Source organism: Geodermatophilus sp. URMC 62, assembly GCF_052931475.1.
The window spans coordinates 854,926-873,513 of record NZ_JBRFHY010000001.1; the positions used below are offsets into that span (position 1 = coordinate 854,926).

19 protein-coding genes are annotated in these 18,588 nt (G+C 76.4%); 5 read left to right on the forward strand and 14 right to left on the reverse strand.

The features are described 5' to 3' along the window. Positions 1–7: 7 nt before the first annotated feature. The 9 genes from mtrA to ACU616_RS04105 form a co-directional block, all read right to left on the reverse strand. On the reverse strand, positions 8–715 hold the full coding sequence (mtrA, locus tag ACU616_RS04065; protein WP_446757211.1) for an MtrAB system response regulator MtrA: 708 nt from the start codon (positions 713–715) through the stop codon (positions 8–10). A 184-nt stretch (positions 716–899) separates the two neighbouring features. Continuing rightward, entirely contained in the window at positions 900–2,396 is a 1,497-nt protein-coding gene (gene ahcY / locus ACU616_RS04070) for an adenosylhomocysteinase (protein WP_446757212.1), read from the reverse strand. A gap of 455 nt (positions 2,397–2,851) precedes the next feature. Further along, the gene (locus ACU616_RS04075) at positions 2,852–3,727 is read right to left on the reverse strand and encodes a GmrSD restriction endonuclease domain-containing protein (protein WP_446757213.1); all 876 of its coding nucleotides are present in this window, start codon (positions 3,725–3,727) and stop codon (positions 2,852–2,854) included. An 86-nt stretch (positions 3,728–3,813) separates the two neighbouring features. Continuing rightward, the gene (gene manA, locus ACU616_RS04080) at positions 3,814–4,989 is read right to left on the reverse strand and encodes a mannose-6-phosphate isomerase, class I (RefSeq protein ID WP_446757214.1); all 1,176 of its coding nucleotides are present in this window, start codon (positions 4,987–4,989) and stop codon (positions 3,814–3,816) included. A 97-nt stretch (positions 4,990–5,086) separates the two neighbouring features. Beyond that, positions 5,087–6,148: a cation diffusion facilitator family transporter gene (locus ACU616_RS04085; protein ID WP_446757215.1), complete on the reverse strand. Its 1,062-nt coding sequence runs from the start codon at positions 6,146–6,148 to the stop codon at positions 5,087–5,089. Next, positions 6,145–7,287 (reverse strand): SIS domain-containing protein, encoded by a 1,143-nt coding sequence (locus tag ACU616_RS04090; RefSeq protein ID WP_446757216.1) that lies wholly within the window; start codon positions 7,285–7,287, stop codon positions 6,145–6,147. Before ACU616_RS04090 ends, ACU616_RS04085 begins: the two co-directional genes overlap by 4 nt. Then, positions 7,284–7,514 carry a Trm112 family protein gene (locus tag ACU616_RS04095; RefSeq protein WP_446757217.1) on the reverse strand — a complete coding sequence of 77 codons (231 nt, stop codon included), beginning with the start codon at positions 7,512–7,514 and terminating at the stop codon, positions 7,284–7,286. The genes ACU616_RS04090 and ACU616_RS04095 overlap by 4 nt, the downstream gene beginning before the upstream one ends. After that, positions 7,511–8,872: a phosphomannomutase/phosphoglucomutase gene (locus tag ACU616_RS04100; protein ID WP_446757218.1), complete on the reverse strand. Its 1,362-nt coding sequence runs from the start codon at positions 8,870–8,872 to the stop codon at positions 7,511–7,513. Before ACU616_RS04100 ends, ACU616_RS04095 begins: the two co-directional genes overlap by 4 nt. Positions 8,873–9,002: 130 nt before the next feature. Continuing rightward, entirely contained in the window at positions 9,003–9,353 is a 351-nt protein-coding gene (locus ACU616_RS04105; RefSeq protein ID WP_446757219.1) for a DUF3499 domain-containing protein, read from the reverse strand. A 197-nt stretch (positions 9,354–9,550) separates the two neighbouring features. On the opposite strand from ACU616_RS04105, the gene ACU616_RS04110 reads away from it, so the two are divergent. Continuing rightward, positions 9,551–10,018, forward strand: coding sequence for a metallopeptidase family protein (locus ACU616_RS04110; protein WP_446757220.1), 468 nt, complete (start codon positions 9,551–9,553; stop codon positions 10,016–10,018). 67 nt (positions 10,019–10,085) lie between these two features. Here ACU616_RS04110 and ACU616_RS04115 read toward each other — a convergent pair whose 3' ends face one another. Further along, entirely contained in the window at positions 10,086–11,018 is a 933-nt protein-coding gene (locus ACU616_RS04115; protein WP_446757221.1) for a hypothetical protein, read from the reverse strand. A gap of 88 nt (positions 11,019–11,106) precedes the next feature. On the opposite strand from ACU616_RS04115, the gene ACU616_RS04120 reads away from it, so the two are divergent. Then, positions 11,107–12,120 (forward strand): hypothetical protein, encoded by a 1,014-nt coding sequence (locus ACU616_RS04120; RefSeq protein ID WP_446757222.1) that lies wholly within the window; start codon positions 11,107–11,109, stop codon positions 12,118–12,120. Here the strand turns inward: ACU616_RS04120 and ACU616_RS04125 are convergent. After that, a complete protein-coding gene (locus ACU616_RS04125; protein WP_446757223.1) occupies positions 12,095–13,027 on the reverse strand; it encodes a hypothetical protein in 933 nt (310 codons plus the stop codon). The two genes, ACU616_RS04120 and ACU616_RS04125, sit on opposite strands and share 26 nt — an antisense overlap. A gap of 222 nt (positions 13,028–13,249) precedes the next feature. Beyond that, positions 13,250–13,519 (reverse strand): WhiB family transcriptional regulator, encoded by a 270-nt coding sequence (locus tag ACU616_RS04130; RefSeq protein ID WP_446761448.1) that lies wholly within the window; start codon positions 13,517–13,519, stop codon positions 13,250–13,252. A gap of 305 nt (positions 13,520–13,824) precedes the next feature. Between ACU616_RS04130 and cofD the strand changes: the two genes are divergently transcribed. Genes cofD through rfbA form a run of 3 tightly spaced genes read left to right on the forward strand, consistent with a single transcriptional unit; the run spans position 13,825 to position 16,721 of the window. Continuing rightward, positions 13,825–14,778 (forward strand): 2-phospho-L-lactate transferase, encoded by a 954-nt coding sequence (gene cofD, locus ACU616_RS04135; protein ID WP_446757224.1) that lies wholly within the window; start codon positions 13,825–13,827, stop codon positions 14,776–14,778. Next, positions 14,768–15,826 (forward strand): coenzyme F420-0:L-glutamate ligase, encoded by a 1,059-nt coding sequence (locus ACU616_RS04140; protein WP_446757225.1) that lies wholly within the window; start codon positions 14,768–14,770, stop codon positions 15,824–15,826. Before cofD ends, ACU616_RS04140 begins: the two co-directional genes overlap by 11 nt. A 28-nt stretch (positions 15,827–15,854) precedes the next feature. Next, entirely contained in the window at positions 15,855–16,721 is an 867-nt protein-coding gene (gene rfbA, locus ACU616_RS04145) for a glucose-1-phosphate thymidylyltransferase RfbA (protein WP_446757226.1), read from the forward strand. 102 nt (positions 16,722–16,823) lie between these two features. Here rfbA and ACU616_RS04150 read toward each other — a convergent pair whose 3' ends face one another. Continuing rightward, positions 16,824–17,786 carry a DNA-3-methyladenine glycosylase family protein gene (locus tag ACU616_RS04150; protein WP_446757227.1) on the reverse strand — a complete coding sequence of 321 codons (963 nt, stop codon included), beginning with the start codon at positions 17,784–17,786 and terminating at the stop codon, positions 16,824–16,826. Positions 17,787–17,811: 25 nt separating this feature from the next. After that, positions 17,812–18,582, reverse strand: coding sequence for an SDR family NAD(P)-dependent oxidoreductase (locus ACU616_RS04155; RefSeq protein ID WP_446757228.1), 771 nt, complete (start codon positions 18,580–18,582; stop codon positions 17,812–17,814). Between the last annotated feature and the right edge of the window lie 6 nt (positions 18,583–18,588).

Sequence of the window (18,588 nt, forward strand, 5' to 3'; positions counted from 1 at the left end):
GGGCGGCTCACGGCGGTCCCGCCTTGTACCCCACGCCGCGCACCGTCAGCACGATCTCCGGTTTCTCCGGGTCGCGCTCGATCTTGGCGCGCAGCCGCTGCACGTGGACGTTGACCAGCCGCGTGTCGGCGGCGTGCCGGTAACCCCACACCTGCTCGAGCAGCAGCTCGCGGGTGAACACCTGGCGCGGCTTGCGGGCGAGGGCCACCAGCAGGTCGAACTCCAGCGGGGTCAGCGCGATCGGCGTCCCGTCACGGGTGACCTGGTGGGCCGGGACGTCGATCTGGACGTCGCCGATGGACAGCGTCTCGGCCTGCCCGGTCTCCCCGCGGCGCAGCTGGGCGCGCACCCGGGCGACCAGCTCCACCGGCTTGAACGGCTTGGTGACGTAGTCGTCGGCGCCGGCCTCCAGCCCCTGGACGACGTCGATCGTGTCGCCCTTGGCGGTGAGCATGACGATGGGGACGCTGGACTGGGTGCGGATGTCCTGGCAGATCTGCAGGCCGTTGCGGCCGGGCAGCATCAGGTCGAGCAGGACGATGTCCGGACGGGTCTGCTGGAAGACCCCGAGCGCCCGGTTCCCGTCGGACACGAAGGCCGGGTCGTACCCCTCCCGCCGCAGCACGATGCCGAGCATCTCGGCGAGGGCGGCGTCGTCGTCGACGACCAGGACACGGCCGCGGCTGGGCCCGTTGTGCGGTGCGGTCGGTGGCACGGGCCCATTCTGCGCGACCCGCGCCCGGAAACGCTCCGCCCCGCCCGAGGAATGCCCCGGGCGGGGCGGAACGCGGGTCCAGGCCCCCTGCAGGGTCCGCCGCGAGCCCGGTGACGCGCTCGGACGACCCCCGTGCAGGGTCCCGCCGCGAGCCTGCGAGCGGTGGGGAGGAAAGGGGGTCCTCTCAGTAGCGGTAGTGCTCGCTCTTGAAGGGCCCCTCGACGGGCACGCCGAGGTAGTCGGCCTGCACCTTGGTCAGCTCGGTGAGCTTCACGCCGAGGGCGTCGAGGTGCAGCCGGGCCACGTGCTCGTCGAGCTTCTTCGGCAGGACGGTCACGCCGGGCGTCCGGCCCTCGTAGGCGGCCCGGTTGGTCCACAGCTCGATCTGGGCCAGCACCTGGTTGGAGAACGAGGCGCTCATGACGAAGCTCGGGTGCCCGGTGGCGTTGCCGAGGTTCAGCAGCCGGCCCTCCGACAGCAGGATGATCGTGTGGCCGTCGGCGAAGCGCCACTCGTCGACCTGCGGCTTGATCTGCGTGCGCTCGATGCCCGGGGTGCGGGCGAGGCCGGCCACGTCGATCTCGTTGTCGAAGTGGCCGATGTTGCCGACGATCGCCTGGTGCTTGGTCTGCCCGAGCTGCTCGGCGGAGATGATGTCGCGGTTGCCGGTGGCCGTGATGATGATGTCGGCCTTGCCGATCACCTCGTCGAGGGTGGTCACCTCGTACCCGTGCATCGCCGCCTGCAGGGCGTTGATCGGGTCGATCTCGGTGACGATCACGCGGGCGCCCTGGCCGCGCAGCGACTCCGCGCAGCCCTTGCCGACGTCGCCGTAGCCGCAGACGACGGCGACCTTGCCGCCGATCATCACGTCGGTGGCGCGGTTGATGCCGTCGATGAGGGAGTGCCGGCAGCCGTAGAGGTTGTCGAACTTGCTCTTGGTGACCGAGTCGTTGACGTTGATCGCCGGGAACAGCAGCCGGCCGTCGCGGGCCAGCTCGTAGAGGCGCATGACGCCGGTGGTGGTCTCCTCGGTGACGCCGGCGATGCTCTGCCCGATCCGGGTCCAGTAGCCGGCGTCGGCGGCCAGCGAGCCGCGCAGGACGTCGAGGATGACGCCGTACTCCTCGGAGTCCGCCCCGGTGGTGTCGGGGACGGCGCCGTCGGCCTCGAAGCGGGTGCCCAGGTGCACCAGCAGGGTGGCGTCACCGCCGTCGTCGAGCAGCATGTTCGGGCCCACGACGTCGCCGGACCCGTCGCGGAACTCGAACAGCCGCTGCGTGCACCACCAGTAGTCCTCGAGCGACTCGCCCTTCCAGGCGTAGACCGGGACACCGGCGGGCGCCTCGGCGGTGCCACCACTCGACTCGGGGCCGACGACGATCGCGGCGGCCGCGTGGTCCTGGGTGGAGAAGATGTTGCAGCTCACCCAGCGGACGTCGGCGCCCAGCGCGACGAGGGTCTCGATGAGCACGGCGGTCTGCACGGTCATGTGCAGCGAGCCGGCGATGCGGGCGCCGGCGAGCGGCTGCGCGTCGCCGTACTCGGCGCGCAGCGCCATGAGGCCGGGCATCTCGTGCTCGGCGAGGCGGATCTCCTTGCGGCCGAAGCCGGCGAGGGAGAGGTCGGCGACGCGGAAGTCGCCGTCGGTCAGGACGCGGGTGCCGGTAGAGGCGGTCATGTCGCTCCAGGGTCGATGCCCGTGCTCGGTGCCCCGCCGGAGGCCGGCGGGCGTACGGGTCACTGAGGTGAGCGAGCATGCCGAGGCTTCGGCGGGGCTCGTGCCGTCCTCCAGGATACGCGGGATCCGGCCCGGACCCTCCCCGGCGGTGGTCGACCCGCGGTCGGGACCCGGCACCGGGGCCCGGGGCGACCACCCGCACGCCCACCTGCTCGTGCGTCGAGGTGTGGGCCAGGTGCTCCACGGTCGTGCCGGTCCGGGCCAGCCACTCCTGCCAGGCGCGGTACTCGTGCTCCTCCCAGCCGGCGTGGTCGACGAACTCGTCGAGGAGCAGGACCGGGCCGGCGGCCGGCCGGGGCCCGGCGTGGCGGAGCACCGTCGCGGCCGAGGAGTACGGGTCCGAGTCGACGTGGACGGGGTCGACCGGGCCGGCCGCCCGCGTGGCGCGGCCCCGGCTACTCGCAGCCGACGCCGTCCCCGTCGCGGTCGAGGGCCGCGTTCCAGCCGGGGTCGCCCTCCCGGATCGGGGCGGCACCGGCGGCGCGCACCGCCGCGCAGTCGGCGTACGGATCGGCCGGCGCGGCCGGCGGGACGCCCGGCGGCTCCTGCTGGGCCGGCGACGGGTCGCGGGCGGGGAGCGGCTCACCCGGGCAGGTGGTGAGCACCGCGGACGCCGCGTCGCGCTCGCCGGCGGTCATCCACAGGCCGTAGGTGAGCTTGACGGCGACCTGCCGGGCGACGTAGGCACAGCGGTAGGAGCGGTTCGGCGGCAGCCAGGTCGCCGCGTCGCCGTCCCCCTTGCCCTGGTTGAGCGGGCCGTCGACGGCGAGCAGGTTCAGCGGGTCGTTGGCGAAGGCGACGCGGCGGTCCGCGTCCCACCGCTGGGCGCCCTTCTGCCAGGCGTCGGACAGCGCCACCACGTGGTCGATCTGCACCGCCTCGCTGGTGCCCTCGCCGCGACGGAAGGCGATGGTGCGGCCGGAGTAGGGGTCGGCGAGGGTGCCGGTGCGGACGACGCAGTCGCGGGTGCCGGGCTCGAACGTCTCGCCGGTGAGGTCGCGGGCCAGGACGTCGTTGCGGGTGTCGCAGCCGTTGCGGTCGGTGTCGACCCAGCCGTCGCCGAACCGGTCACGCGCGTAGCCGGTGCGCGGCGCCCGGCCGTGGACCTCGACCGAGCCCAGCGCCTCCAGCGCGCTGCCGCTGACCGCGACCTGAGGGACGGCGTCCCCCGCCGCGCCGGCCGAGGAGCCGTCGAGGTCCGTGCAGCCGGCGCTCAGCACGGCGACCAGGCCGAGGGCCAGCGTGCTCGTCAGCGCCGTGCGGAGGGACACGGTCGACGCTACGTCCGGCGCCGCGGGCGACCGGGCCGCGACACGCGCGCCGGCCGCCGGGGATCAGCGGCGGCCGGTCGCCGTCGTCAGCGGATGTTGGTGGTGGCCCGGTACAGGACGGCGGGGCCGCGGGCGGCGACCGGGACCCCGGCCGGGACGAACGCCGACTGTCCCCGCTCCAGGACCACCTCGTCGTCGGCGCCGGCCAGGACCGCGCGCCCCTCGGCGCACAGCACCACCTGCGGGCCCCGGGTGGTGAACGGGCCGGCCTGCTCGTCGAGCTGGGCGCGGGTGAGGTCGAAGTCCTCCACCGGGACCGGGTAGCGCAGCCCGCCCGGGCCGAGCACGGGGTGGATGACCGGGATCCGGCCGTCGGAGAAGTCGAGCACCTCGATGAGCGCGGCGAGGTCGACGTGCTTGGTGGTCAGCCCACCGCGGAGCACGTTGTCCGAGCTGGCCATGACCTCCACGCCCGCCCCCGAGAGGTAGGCGTGCAGGTTGCCCGCGGGGAGGAAGACCGCCTCACCGGGCGCGAGCTTGAGGTGGTTGCACATCAGCGAGATGACCACGCCCGGGTCGCCCGGGTAGGTGTCGGCCAGCGTCGCGGCCCACCGGTAGGTGTTGATGAACTCGGGGTCGTGCGCGGCGACGAAGCCGGCGGCCCTCCGCGCGACGACGTCGACTAGGTGCGTGCGCCGCTGGCCCGACAGCGCCAGCAGCTGCGGGATGGCGGCCTGCAGCCCGCCGCGGGCCAGCGCGGCGATCGTCGGCTTGAGCTCGGGCAGCTGCAGCTTGGCCAGGCAGTGCAGCGACTCCTCCACCGGCCGGAAGCCGCAGAGGGCCTCGAAGGTGCTCAGGGCCAGGAGCAGCTCGGGCTTGTGCCACGGGTCCTTGAAGGTGCGGGCCGGGTCGTCGTGCCGCACGCCGGCGGCCTCCTCGGCGGCGAAGCCGGCCTGGGCCTGCTCCATCGTCGGGTGCGCCTGCAGCGACAGGGGCGAGTCGGCGGCGAGCACCTTCATGAGGAAGGGCAGCCGGTCGCCGAACCGCTCGACGACGGCCCGGCCGAGCAGCCGCTCGGGCTCCTCGGCGATCGCCTTGTCCAGCGGCCGCCCGTCGGACAGCACGCTGGGCTCGTCGGGGTGTGCCCCCATCCAGAGCTCGGCGTGCGGCCGCTCGGCGGGACTGGGCTGGCCGAGCAGCTCGGGGATCACGGTCCTGCTGCCCCACGGGTAGAAGCGGACCGAGCTGGTGAGCTGCCACATCACGGCGAGGCTACTGGCGAGGTGGGCACAGGAGAACTGTCGTCCTCCTCACCGGCCCAGACGATCCCCCGAGTGGGTCCACCTCGCGTGATCCGCGCTACTCCAGGACGGCGGTCGTGGCCCCCGAGCGCGCGGGGTCCGGCGGGCGCCGCAGGTCCGGCTCGAGGTAGATGACCCGGGCGATCGGCACGGCCTCCCGGATGCGCGCCTCCGCGGCGTCGATGGCGCGGGCCACCGCGCCGGCGGACTCGTCGTGCCGGACGGCGAACTTGGCCGCGACCAGCAGCTCTTCCGGGCCCAGGTGCAGGGTGCGCATGTGGATCACCGACGCGGCGCCGTCGGCCTCGAGCGCCGCGACGATCTGCCGCTGGTGCTCCGGGGTCGCCGACTCCCCGATCAGCAGGCTCTTGGTCTCGACCGCCAGGATCGCCGCGACCACGACTAGCAACAGGCCGATGGCGATCGTGCCCAGCCCGTCGAAGACCGGCTCGCCGGTGAGCGCGGTGAGCCCGACGCCGAGCAGCGCGAACAGCAGGCCGAGCAGCGCGGCGGTGTCCTCGAGCAGGACGACGGGCAGCTCGGGGGCGCGGGCGCGGCGGATGAACGTCCAGTAGCTGACGCCCGGCGCCTTGACCGCGCCGGTCTCCTTGACCGCCGTCCGCAGCGAGAAGCTCTCCAGCGCGATCGCGACGAGCAGCACGCCGATGGCCCAGACCGGCGACTCGAGCTCCTCCGGGTGCTGCAGCTTGTGCACGCCCTCGTAGACGGCGAACAGGCCGCCGACGCTGAACAGCACGACCGCGACGAGGAAGCCGTAGACGTAGCGGTCGCGGCCGAAGCCGAACGGGTGCTGCGGCGTGGCCTCGCGCCGCGCCGTCCGGCCGCCGATCAGCAGCAGCACCTGGTTGCCGGAGTCGGCCACCGAGTGGATGGCCTCGGCCAGCATCGACGAGGCGCCGGTCACCAGGAAGGCGACGAACTTCGCCGCCGCGATGCCGAGGTTGGCGCCGAGCGCGGCGATGATCGCCTTGCCGCCGTGTCCCCCGCCGTGTCCCCCGTCGTGTCCCCCGCTGTGTCCTCCGCCGTGGTCCGCCCCGTGCCCGCCGAGGGCGGCCGGGGACGTCGTGGCGGGTCCCGCGTCCGCTCGGTCGGCGCTCATCTGTTCAGGGCCCTCTCCTGGTCGAGTGCCAGCGCCAGGTAGACGGCGCCGAAGTCGGCCACGGCCAGCTGGCGCGCCAGGCGCGGCAGCCGTCCGTGGCGCTCGGGGTCCCCGTGCTCGGCCAGCCCGCTGACCGGGACGTTGCCCGCCGCGGCGGTGCGCAGGACCTCGGCCATCGCCTCGGCGGCCGACCGGGGCTCGCGCTCACCCCCGCCGTCGTGGTGCGCGGCGTCGGTGTCGCGGATGGTGATCAGCCGCAGCCGGCGCCCCGCGTCGTCGGTGCGGTCACGGAAGAAGTCGTCCTCGCCGTGCGGGGCCAGCGGTCCGCCGAGCACGGCGCGGGCGGCCACCCGCTGGTCGGGGAGCCGGAAGCAGCTGGTGGGCAGGCCCGCCAGGGTGGCCAGCTGGTCGGCGAACCGGGTGGCCGCGGTGTCGGCCAGCGGCCCCTCCGCCACGATGACGGGGAGGGCGTCGAGCAGCTCCAGCGCCAGGGTCTTGGCGGGGTTGACGAACGACTCCCGCGCGGGCCCGCACTCGGCGGCCACCTCGTCGAGCGCCGCAGCGACCGCCTCGCAGTCGGCGGCGCTGTGTCCGACCAGGCCGAGGTCGGTGGCCAGGCGCAGCAGCGGGGTCAGCAGCGACCACAGCGTGGTCTGCCGGACCCGCGAGCGCGGCAGCGGGACGTAGGGCATCCGCGCCGTCGAGCAGGCCGCCCGCAGGGGGGCGTCGTCGGCGCCGATGCCCAGCAGCGACACGCCGCGGCGGGCCGCCTCGTAGGCGGGTGTCACCGCGTACCGGCCCGCGCCGGTCCGGGTGGCGACGACGGCGATGTCGGTCGGGCCGGTCCACACGGGCAGGTCCGGGCCGGGGACGACGTCGACGGTGACCGGGCTGGACGGGCCGAGCAGCGCGCGCAGCACCGAGGCGGCCACCGCGCCCTCGCGCCGGGCCACGATGACCAGCCCGCGCGGACGCCCCGCGGAGGTGATCCGGTCCAGACCGGCCTCGTCGGTGAGCCGCGCGGTCTCGCGCACCTGGGCGCCCGCCCCGGCGACGGCCGGCAGCAGGCCGCGCGGGTCGCGGGTGCGCAGCGCGTCGAGGTCGTCGAGGACCTCCTCGGCCAGCTCGGGCGAGGTCACGGCGCCGCCGTCCCCCCGCCGTCGCGGTGCCGCGCCTCGTCCAGCAGCAGCACCGGGATGCCGTCGCGGACCGGGAAGGCCCGGTCGCACGTCGTGCACAGCAGCTCGCCCGCCGCCTCGTCGACGGTCAGCGGGCTGTGGTGGGTGTCGGGGCAGGCGAGGATCTCCAGCAGCGCCGGGTCCAGGCCCAGCGGCCCCCGGGTCGTCGGCTCCTGCGGCGTGCTCATGCGCGCACCATCTCCAGCACCCGGTCCCTCAGCCGTTCCATCCGCGCCCGGTCGGGCGCCTCCACGTTGAGCCGCAGCAGCGGCTCGGTGTTGCTGGCCCGCAGGTTGAACCACGAGCCGTCGGGCAGGTCGACGGTCAGCCCGTCCAGCTCGTCGACGGTCGCGTCCTCGGCCTCGAACGCCTCCCGGACGGCGGCGGTGCGACCGGCGGCGTCGTCGACGGTCGAGTTGATCTCGCCGGAGGCGGCGTAGCGGCCGTAGGCGGCGGTCAGCTCCGACAGCGGGGCGCTCTGCTCGCCGAGCGCGGCGAGCACGTGCATCGCGGCGAGCATGCCGGTGTCGGCGCGCCAGAAGTCGCGGAAGTAGTAGTGCGCCGAGTGCTCGCCGCCGAAGACGGCGTCGGTGCGGGCCATCTCCGCCTTGATGAAGGAGTGACCGACCCGCGTGCGCACCGGCGTGCCGCCGTGCTCGCGGACGATCTCGGGCACCGCGCGGGAGGTGATCAGGTTGTGGATGACCGTCGTCCCGCGGCCCTTGGCCAGCTCGCGGACGGCGACCAGCGCGGTGATCGCCGAGGGGCTCACCGGCTCGCCGCGCTCGTCGACGACGAACACCCGGTCGGCGTCGCCGTCGAAGGCCAGGCCGATGTCGGCGCGCTCGCGGACGACGGCCTCCTGCAGGTCGACCAGGTTGGCCGGGTCGAGCGGGTTGGCCTCGTGGTTGGGGAAGGTGCCGTCCAGCTCGAAGTACAGCGGGACGACGTCGAGCGGCAGGCCGGCCAGCACCACCGGCACGGTGTGCCCGCCCATGCCGTTGCCCGCGTCGACGACGACCCGCAGCGGCCGGCTGCGCGAGAGGTCCACCAGGGAGCGCAGGTGCTCGGCGTAGGCCGGCAGCAGGTCGCGCTGGGTGATCTCGGCGGTGCGCGCGGGCACCCGGTCGTAGGAGTCGCGCTCGGCCCACTCGCGGACGGTGCCCAGGCCCGACTCCTGGCCGACAGGGGCGGCGCCGGCGCGGCAGAGCTTGATGCCGTTGTACTGCGCCGGGTTGTGGCTGGCGGTGAACATCGCGCCGGGCACGTCGAGGCGGCCCGCGGCGAAGTAGAGCAGGTCGGTGGACCCCAGCCCCGCCTCGACGACGTCGACCCCGCGGGAGAGGACGCCCTCGGCGAAGGCGCGCGACAGCGGGACGGACGAGGGGCGCATGTCGTGGGCGGTGACGACGGCGGTGGCGCCGCTCTCGGTGGCCACCAGCTCGGCGAACGCGGCGCCGATGCGCCGTGCGTCGTCCTCGTCCCACTGGTCGGGGACGACGCCCCGCACGTCGTAGGCCTTGATGATCGCCGACAGGTCCGTCACTGCTCACCCTCGCCTGGACTGCCCGGCCGCTCCACGGCGCCCGGTGCCGGACGACCCTAACGGCGGAGGCGCGGAGGTGACACGGCGGCGCGGACAGCGGCTCCCCCGAGGGGGGCAGCGGGGTCCTTCGTCAGGTGATGTCGGGCAGGACCCGCAGGTGGCCGCGGCGGGTGCCGCGGCCGTCGTCGGCCGGCGGCCGCGGGGGCTCGGGACGGGCGGCCTCGCGGACGGCGTCGGCCAGCGCGAGCAGGTCGTCCCCGGTCGGGCCGGAGTCCTCGACGTCGATCTCGTGCCGGACGACCTCCCAGCCGCGCGGCACGGTCAGCCGCCCGGCGTGGAACTCGCAGAGGTCGTAGCTGTGCGGCTCCGAGAACGTCGCGAGCGGGCCGACGACGGCGGTCGACTCGGCGTAGACGTAGGTCAGGGTCGCCGCCGCCGGTTGCGCGCAGCCGCTGCGCGAGCAGCGACGTGACTGCCTCACCACCGGTTCCTCACGCAGGGCACAGTAGCCGCGTCCCCCGGGTGTCGGCGACAGGCGCACCGGCCGGTCGTCCCTCCGACCCCATCCTCACCACCCATCCAACCCGACGCCCCCGGGCACTCCGGCACCGGGGGCGCGGCCGGCCGGGCGGCGGACCGGCTGCCCTCGCCGCCGGTGGGCCGTACGCTCGCCCCGCCATGAGCCGACCCGACCGCCGCTCCTCCCGCTTCCGCCGCGACCGGCACGGCCGGGGCCTGCGCGGGCGCCTCGTGCCCGGTGACGTGCCGCTCTCGCGCAGCCGCGCCGAGCAGTTCGACGACCTCGTGCTCGACGCCGTCGAGGACCTCGAGCGCCGCTGGGAGCGGGAGCTGGCCGGCGTCGAGTTCGCCGTCGAGGACGTGCCGTGGGTCGACCACACCGACCCCGACGAGGTGGTGCTCGACCCCGACGTCCTCGACGACGGCACGGTGCCGCTGGCCCGGGTGCTGCCGGCGCACCGCGAGGACGGCCGGGACGTGCCGGCGCGGATCGTGGTCTACCGGCGGCCGCTGGAGATCCGGGCGCACGACCGCGACGACCTCGCCGACCTGGTCCGCGACGTCGTCGTCGACCAGGTCGCGGTGCTGCTGGGCCGTGACCCGGAGGAGATCGACCCCACCGCGTGACGAAGGACCCCCTCGCGCCCCACCGCTCGCTCCGCTCGCGGCGGGCCCCTGCGAGCGGGCCGTTCCCTCACCTCGCCACCGGGCTGCCGAGCTCGGCGGCCATCGCGCGAGCCTCCTCGAGGCGCGCGCGGGCGAAGGCGGCGTCGAGGCCGTCGCCGCGGTCGGACCGGGTCAGCCGGGCGACGAGCTGCTCGAGGGCCACGGCGTGCCAGAGCAGCCCGACGTCGGGCTCCTCCCACCCGGCGGTGCGGGCGAGCACGACCTCGCCGACCTGGGCGCGGTCCTGCGCGTCGGGGGTGGTGGCCCACAGGGTCAGCAGGTCGCGGTGCCGGGGCGCGGGGCGCACGCCGGACCACTCGAGGACCACCAGCCGGTCCTCCCCCTCGGCACCGGCCGGGTCGGGCGCCGGGACGTCGATCACGGCGTTGGCCGCCCGGAGGTCGCCGTGGCCGGCCTCCGACAGCGGCAGCTGCGCCGCGGCGGCGCGCACCGCCCGCAGCTCGCCCAGGCGCACGCCGCCGCGCAGCAGCCGGCCGGTGTCGCCCACCGTGGCCCGCGCCCGGCGCAGCGCCGGGCCGGCGGGCGGCGCCCACGGCTGCCCGGGCGGGACCGGCAGCGGCGCGATCCGCACCGCCGCCTCGACCGCGGCGGCCGTCCACCGCGGCCCGCCCGAGGGACCCGGGTGCACCCGCCGGGACAGCAGCCAGCGGCCGTCGTCGGCGGCGGCCAGCACCTCGGGGACGCCGACCTGCCGCTCCTCGGCCCAGCGCCGGCCGCGTAGCTCCGCGCGCAGCCGCCGGCGGCCGCTCTCGGTGACGGCGAGGTCGAGGACCCGGTCGGCGAGCACCCCGTGGACGACGCCGAGCCGCGCGGTGTGGTCGGCGACGGCCACCACCGGCTGGTCGACGCCGAGCTCGGCCAGTAGCGAGGTCACCCGCTCGCGCATCCCCGCCGCCGGGCCCGACGGCCCCGGTGCTCCTCCCGCTGCGCTCCCGGCCACCCCGGGATGGTGGCAGGAGCCCCGGGCGCCCGCACGCACCTCCCGCCTCCGGCAGGGCCGGGACGCCGGCCCTGGGATGCTGGCGGGGATGGACTCCCCCGCGCCGGTCGCCGCCTGGGTCGTGCTCGGCGCGGCGTTGCTGGCGCTGGCCGCCGTGGCCGCGGGACTGCTGCTGACCCGCCCGCGGCGGCCGGTGGGCGAAGTGGTCGGCGACCGCCCGGAGCCGCCCGGGCCGCCCGGGCCCCCCGCCCGCGCGCGCTGGGCGCACGACGACCTGCCGTCGTTCGCCGCGGCACCACCGGGCACCCCGGCCGTCCCGGAGGCGGAGGCGCCCGGCCCGCCGGAGCCGCCGGTCGCGGCCGGGCCGGCGACGCCGGACCCCGCGGGCCGGGCGGTGGCCGGCCTGGCCGCCGCGGCGCTGGCGCTGGTGGCCGGGCTGGCCGGGCTCACCCTCGCCGCCGGGGACGACCCGGCGGGGCGGCCCGCACCGGCTGCGACGGCGTCCGCACCGGCCCCGCGCCCACCCCCACCGGCGCCCGCGCCCCCCGACCTGCCCGCCGTCCCGGCCGACCCGCTGCCCGGCGAGCAGGGCGCCGGAGCGCTCGCGGCGCGCTCAGTGCCGCTGGGCGACGACGGCGTCACCGCCCGGCTGGCCCTGGGCGGTCTGGTGCTCGAGCACCGGTCGGTCGGCGTGACCGTCACCCACCCGTCGGTGAGCGTCACCGTGGGCCCGGACGGGACGGCGCTGGCGCACGTGCGGCTGCCCACCTGGAACTGCCTGGGCACGACCGCGCCGCCCGACCCGCCGGCGGCCGGCTGCACCCCGACCGGTGTGGAGTACGCCGACCTGCCCACGCCGGCGCTGGGCGTGACCCGGGACGGCGACGCGCTGCAGCTGACCGGGCGCTTCCCCACCTACACGCGCCCGGCCGGGACGCCGGCGGCCTACACCGGGCGGGTCTACCCGCTGACCGTGACCGTGGCCCCCGCGACGGCACCGGAGCACGGCGAGGCGCCGGCCGAGGGCGCGCTGTTCCTGGGGACCGAGCGGGCGCAGGCCCTGCCCGACCGCACCCTCAGCCGGATCCGCGACGCCGGCTGAGCGGCGGCTCCGGCAGGAGACCGGCCACGCGGTCGAGGACCCCGCGCAGGACCCGGCCGCGGCCGTCGACCGCCAGCCCGACCGACGGCGCGCCCGGCTCGGTCCCCAGCCCGCCGACCGCCGACCAGCCCCACCACGGCAGCCGGTCGTCCCCGTCGAGCAGCGTCAGCAGCCCCGCGCGCAGCCGGCCGTCCTCGTGGACGGCGGCCACCTCGACCCGGCCCAGCGCGGCGTGCAGGCGGGCGGCGGCGCGGACGAGGTCCCGTGCCCGGCGGTCGCGCTCGCCGGCCAGCAGCGCGGGCAGCACCCGGTCGACGTCGCGGGCGTCGCGGCTGCGCACGACCCGCCCGCCGTCCGGCGCGCCGTCGTCCCTGGCGTCGTCCAGGCCGTCGTCCAGGCCGTCGACCAGGCGGGTGCTGCGGGCGGTCGCCAGCCGCGCGTCGGGCCGCAGCCGGACCAGCGCCCGCACGGTCGGGTCGCCCATGGGCAGGCCGGCCAGCCGCAGTCGCCAGGGCCGGCGCAGCGCGGTGAGCACGCCGAGGACCCCGGCGGCGAGCCGCTGGGCGGCGTCCTCGTCGCGGGCCAGCAGCCGCGCGGGGGGCCGCCCACCGGGCACGGGCAGGCCGTCGCCGGGCAGGGTGGCGGTCACCACCGGGCCGGCCGTGGCCAGCGCCAGCAGGGCGAGCGCGTCGGGCCGCCCGGACCCGCGCGGCTCCACGACCACCGCCACCGGCAGCAGGCGCGGCCGGCGGTGCGCCGACTGCACCGACAGCACGGTGGTCAGCCACGGGGCGGTGGCGGTGACCGGGGCGGCGAGGGTGCGCGCGAGCGGCACGGCGGCCCGGACCTCGGCGGCGGCGCGCGCCCGGCCCACCGCGACCCGCGTGCGCCTGCCCCCGTCGGTCACCGGGTCATCCGACCACACGCTCCCCGTCGTCCGGCCGAGGCCGGAGGACGCCGCAGCCCCCGACGGCGGGGCCGTCGGGGGCTGCGGGGAGTGGACTCGTGGGGGCGGTCGCACGTCGGTGTGTCGGACCTCGCCCGTCGCCTCCCTGCAGGGGAGGCCGGGCGGCCCCCCTGCAGGGGCCCACCCTGAGCCTGCCGAGGGTGGGGGGCAGGGGGTCCTTCTTCAGATGGCGCGGCGGCGCAGGCGGCGGCGCTCCCGCTCGGAGAGCCCGCCCCAGATGCCGAACCGCTCGTCGTTGGCCAGCGCGTACTCGAGGCACTCGGCCTTGACCTCGCAGCCGGTGCAGATCTTCTTCGCCTCGCGGGTCGAGCCGCCCTTCTCGGGGAAGAACGCCTCGGGGTCGGTCTCGGCGCACAGCGCCTGCTCCTGCCACGCCTGCGCGTCGTCGGCCAGGACCGCACCGAGCATCCCCGTCAGCCCCTGGTCGGGCATCCCGGCACTCCGGGGAGCCCGATCCGTCGCGCTGACGTAGTCGCTCAGCCACGAGACCTCTGCCATGACGATGCGTCCCCTCTCGCTGTCGTCCCCGGCGCGGGTCCCCGGGTCCACCCCGGGCGCTCCCGCGCCTCACACCGGTCGGAATTACACGCGTGTCGTTGCCCGAGCGTCAACTCAGCCCGGTGTAAGCGCCGGGCCACAGCAGCCCCACCCGTCACGGCTCCTTCGTCACATCTCGTGCCCCCACCCGACACGCCCGGCGAACAGTGGACAACTGCCCATCGGGCACGATGACTTTCGTGGAGATCGTCGTCCTCGCCGGAGGTGTCGGGGGCGCCCGTTTCCTCACCGGCCTGCGGGCCGTCGCCCCGCCGTCGTCGATCACCGCGGTGGTCAACACCGGCGACGACGTGACCCTGCACGGCCTGCGCATCTGCCCCGACCTGGACACGGTCGTCTACACCCTCGGCGGCGGCATCGACCCCGTCCGCGGGTGGGGGCGGGCCGGGGAGTCCTGGACGGTCAAGGAGGAGCTGGCCGCCTACGGCGCCGACCCGGCCTGGTTCGGCCTGGGCGACCGCGACCTGGCCACCCACCTGATCCGCACGCGGATGCTCGACGCCGGCTACCCGCTCTCCGACGTCACCGCCGCGCTGGCCGACCGCTGGCAGCCCGGGGTGACCGTGCTGCCGATGAGCGACCAGCGGGTGGAGACCCACGTCGTGGTCGACGACCCCGACACCGGCCGCCGCGGCGCCATCCACTTCCAGGAGTGGTGGGTGCGCCACCGGGCCGAGCCGCAGCCGCACGCCTTCGTGCAGGTGGGCGCCGAGCGCGCCCGCCCGGCGCCCGGCGTGGCGGAGGCGCTGGCCCGCGCCGACGCCGTCGTGCTCGCGCCGTCGAACCCGGTCGTGTCGATCGGCACGATCCTCGGCGTGCCCGGCCTGCGCGACGCGCTGCGCGCCACCCCCGGACGGGTCGTGGGCGTCTCCCCGATCGTCGGCGGCGAGGTCGTGCGCGGCATGGCCGACCGCTGCCTGCCGGTGCTCGGCGTCGAGGTCAGCGCCGAGGGCGTCGGCCGCCACTACGGCGCCCGGTCCGACGGCGGGCTGCTCGACGCCTGGCTCGTGCACACCGGCGACCGCGCGCAGCTGCCCGGGGTCGACGTCCGCGCCGTGCCGCTGCTCATGAGCTCACCCGAGGCCACCGCGGAGATGGCCCGCGCCGCGCTGGACGCCGCTCGTGTCCGCTGACCCCGAGGGCGGGCTGCGGGTGTGGCCCGTCCGCGGGCTGCCGGAGTTCTCCCCCGGCGACGACCTCGCCGCCGCGATCGCCGGCGCCGCCCCCTGGCTGGCCGACGGCGACGTCGTCGTGGTGACGTCCAAGGTGGTCTCCAAGGTCGAGGGCCGGCTGGTGCCGGTGCCGCCGGGCGCCGACCGGGAGGCCGTGCGGCAGCGGGCCATCGACGAGGAGACGGTGCGGGTGGTGGCCCGCCGCGGCCCGCTGAAGATCGTCGAGACGCGGCATGGGTGGGTCGTGGCCGCCGCCGGGATCGACGCCTCCAACGTGTCCGGCGACGCGCTGGTGCTGCTGCCCGAGGACGCCGACGCCTCGGCCCGCGCCCTGCGCGAGCGGCTGCGCGCCCTCCTGGGTGTCGAGGTGGCCGTCGTCGTCAGCGACACCTTCGGCCGGACCTGGCGCGAGGGGCTCACCGACGTCGCGGTCGGCTCGGCCGGCATCCCCGCGCTGGTCGACCACCGCGGCGCCGTCGACGCGCACGGCAACCGGCTGGAGACCACGCAGGTCGCCGTCGTCGACGAGCTCGCCTCGGCCGCCGACCTGGTGAAGGGCAAGCTCGACGGCGTGCCGGTGGCCGTCGTCCGCGGGCTGGTCCTGCCCCCGCCGGACGACGACACCGGCACCCGTCCGCTGGTGCGCCTGGGCGCCGGCGACCTGTTCCCCTACGGCAGCCGCGACCTGCTGCCCAGCCGCGCCCCGGCCGCCGACCTGGTGCCGCGGCCCGGGGACCGCGAGGCGGTGGCCGAGGCCTTCCGGGTGGCCAGCGCCGCGCTGCCGGAGTTCCCCGTCGTGCTGCGGCACGGCGGGGAGGGCGACGGCGCCGTCGACGTGCACCTGCCCGAGCGGGCCACCACGACCGCGGCACTCAACCTCGGCGCGCTGCTCGGCGCGGTCGTCGTCCAGCTGCACGCGGAGGGCTGGGCGACGCGCTGGGAGCCGGTGGGCACGCCCGGTGGCTCCTCACTCGTCGGGAGGTTGTGGCTCGGCTCGCCCCGGGCCTGACACCCGCGACTGGGTAGCGTCCGCCGGCATGCGGGGGATCATCCTGGCCGGGGGGACGGGCAGTCGGCTGTTCCCGATCACCCAGGCGGTCAGCAAGCAGCTGATGCCGGTCTACGACAAGCCGATGGTGTACTACCCGCTCTCGACGCTGATGATGGCCGGCGTCCGCGAGGTGCTGGTGATCACCACGCCCGCCGACCAGGCCGCCTTCCGCGCGCTGCTGGGCGACGGAGGCCGGCTCGGCATGCGCATCGAGTACGCGGTGCAGGAGCGGCCCGAGGGTCTGGCGCAGGCGTTCCTCATCGGCGCGGACTTCGTCGGGGACCAGGCGGTGGCCCTGGTGCTCGGCGACAACATCTTCTACGGCGCCGGCCTCGGGACGGCGCTGGGCCGGCTGCCCGAGCCCGACGGCGGGCACGTCTTCGCCTACCACGTGGCCAACCCGGCCGACTACGGCGTCGTCGAGTTCGACCGCGACGGCCGGGTGCTCTCCATCGAGGAGAAGCCGGCGAGGCCCAAGAGCTCCTACGCCGTCCCGGGGCTGTACTTCTACGAGTCCTCGGTGGTCGAGGTGGCCCGCGCGATCACGCCCAGCGCGCGCGGCGAGCTGGAGATCACCGCGGTCAACGAGCACTACCTGCACCGGGGCCGGCTCACCGTCACCGTCCTCGACCGCGGCACCGCGTGGCTGGACACGGGGACCTTCGCCTCGCTGCGCCAGGCCACGGAGTTCGTCTCGGTGGTCGAGGAGCGGCAGGGCCTCAAGATCGGCTGCATCGAGGAGGTCGCCTGGCGGCAGGGCTGGCTCGACGACGCCGGTCTGCGCCGCGCCGCCGAGCCGCTGGCCAAGAGCGGCTACGGCGACTACCTGCTGGGCCTGCTCGACGGCCGCTGAGGGGCGGCGACGATCAGGTGACCTGATCGTGGCGCGTCCTCCCTCACCGTGCACCGTGAGGGAGGACGCGCTGCGGTGCGGGAGGACGGGGTCCGGGGCCCCTCAGCAGCGGCGGTAGTCGGTGGGCGCCGTCCGCGGGCCGCGCCGCGGCGGCATGCTCCCGCCGACGTGCAGCAGCCGGACCACCCGCTGCCGGTGCCCGCGCCAGGGCTCAAGCAGCTCCATCATCCCGTCGTCGTCGGTCCTGCGGCCGGCCAGCGACCAGCCCACCAGGTTCTTGAGGTGGTAGTCGCCGTAGCTGACGGTGTCGGGGCAGCCGTGGGTGCGCTGGACGACCTCGGCCGCCGTCCACACCCCGATGCCGGGCACCGTGCGCAGCCTGCGCTGCAGCGTCGGCGAGTCGCAGCCGCCGTCCGGCTCGAGCGCGTGCGCCACCGAGGCGACGTGCAGCAGCGCCCGCCGCCGGGCGCCGTCGAGGCCGCAGCGGTGCCACTCCCAGTCGGGGATCTCACGCAGCCGGCGCGGCGAGGGCAGCACCCGCATGCCCTCGGGCGCGGGGCCGGGCGCGGGGTCGCCGGCCAGCCGCAGCAGCGCCCGCCACACCCGGTGCGCCTCGACGACGGTCACCTTCTGCTCGAGCACCGCGGGCACCAGGGCGTCCCAGGTGCGCCCGGTGCGGCCCAGCCGCAGGTCGGGCGTGCGGCGGGCGATCTCGCGGACCAGCCGGTGGCAGTCGGGGTCGAAGCCGTCCGGGCAGTCGTCCGCGCCGAGCCAGCCGGGCACCGCCGTCCCGGCCCACTCCGCGCCCGGCCCCCACGCCTGCACGTGCACCTCCCCGCCGCGGCAGGTGATGCGCACCGTGGCCGGCCCGCACGGCGTGGTGGTCGTGCGCCACACGGCGTCGCCGTCCCACTGCATCGCCGGGTCGCCGGCGCTGCGCTGGTGCGGACGCAGGACCGCCCTCAGGTCGAAGCGCCAGTCCGGCCGCCAGCAGTCGGTGAAGTCCGCGCCGTCGAGGGGAGGCGCGGGTGCCGGCGGGGTCGGGGCCGGCGGTGCAGCGGTCACGCGGGTCTCCGGGGACGAGCCGGGGTCAGCGGGCGGCCATGCGCAGGGCACCGTCCATCCGGATGACCTCGCCGTTGAGGTAGCCGTGCTCGACGATGGCGAGCGCGAGCCGGGCGAAGTCGTCGGGGCGGCCCAGCCGCTTCGGGAACGGGATGCCGGCGGCCAGGGCCTGGCGGGCCTCCTCGGGCAGGCTGCCCAGCAGCGGGGTGTCGACCAGGCCCGGGGCGATGGTGCAGACCCGCACGCCGACGCTGGACAGGTCGCGCGCCGCCGGCAGCGTCATGCCGACGATGCCGCCCTTGGACGCGGAGTAGGCGACCTGGCCGATCTGCCCGTCGTAGGCGGCGATCGAGGCGGTGTTGACGACGACGCCGCGCTCGCCGTCCTCCTCCGGCTCGGTGGCGGCCATGGCGGCGGCGGCCAGGCGCAGCACGTTGAAGGTGCCGACCAGGTTGACCATGACGGTGCGCAGGAACGGGTCGAGGTCGTGGGGCGTGTTGCCCTTGCCCACCGTGCGCTGCGCCCAGCCGATGCCCGCGCAGTTGACCGCGACGCGCAGCGGCCGGTCCTTCGTCGTCGCGTCGGCGACCGCGGCGGCGACCTGGCCCTCGTCGGTGACGTCGGTGCGGACGAACGTGGTGTGCCCGCCCAGCTCGGCGGCCAGCGCCTTCCCGCGCTCCTCGTTGAGGTCGACGATGGTCACCGCGGCGCCGCGCGCGGCCAGCGCGCGGGTGGTGGCCTCCCCGAGGCCCGAGGCCCCGCCGGACACGACAGCTGCGACGTCGAAGCTCTGCATGGCGGT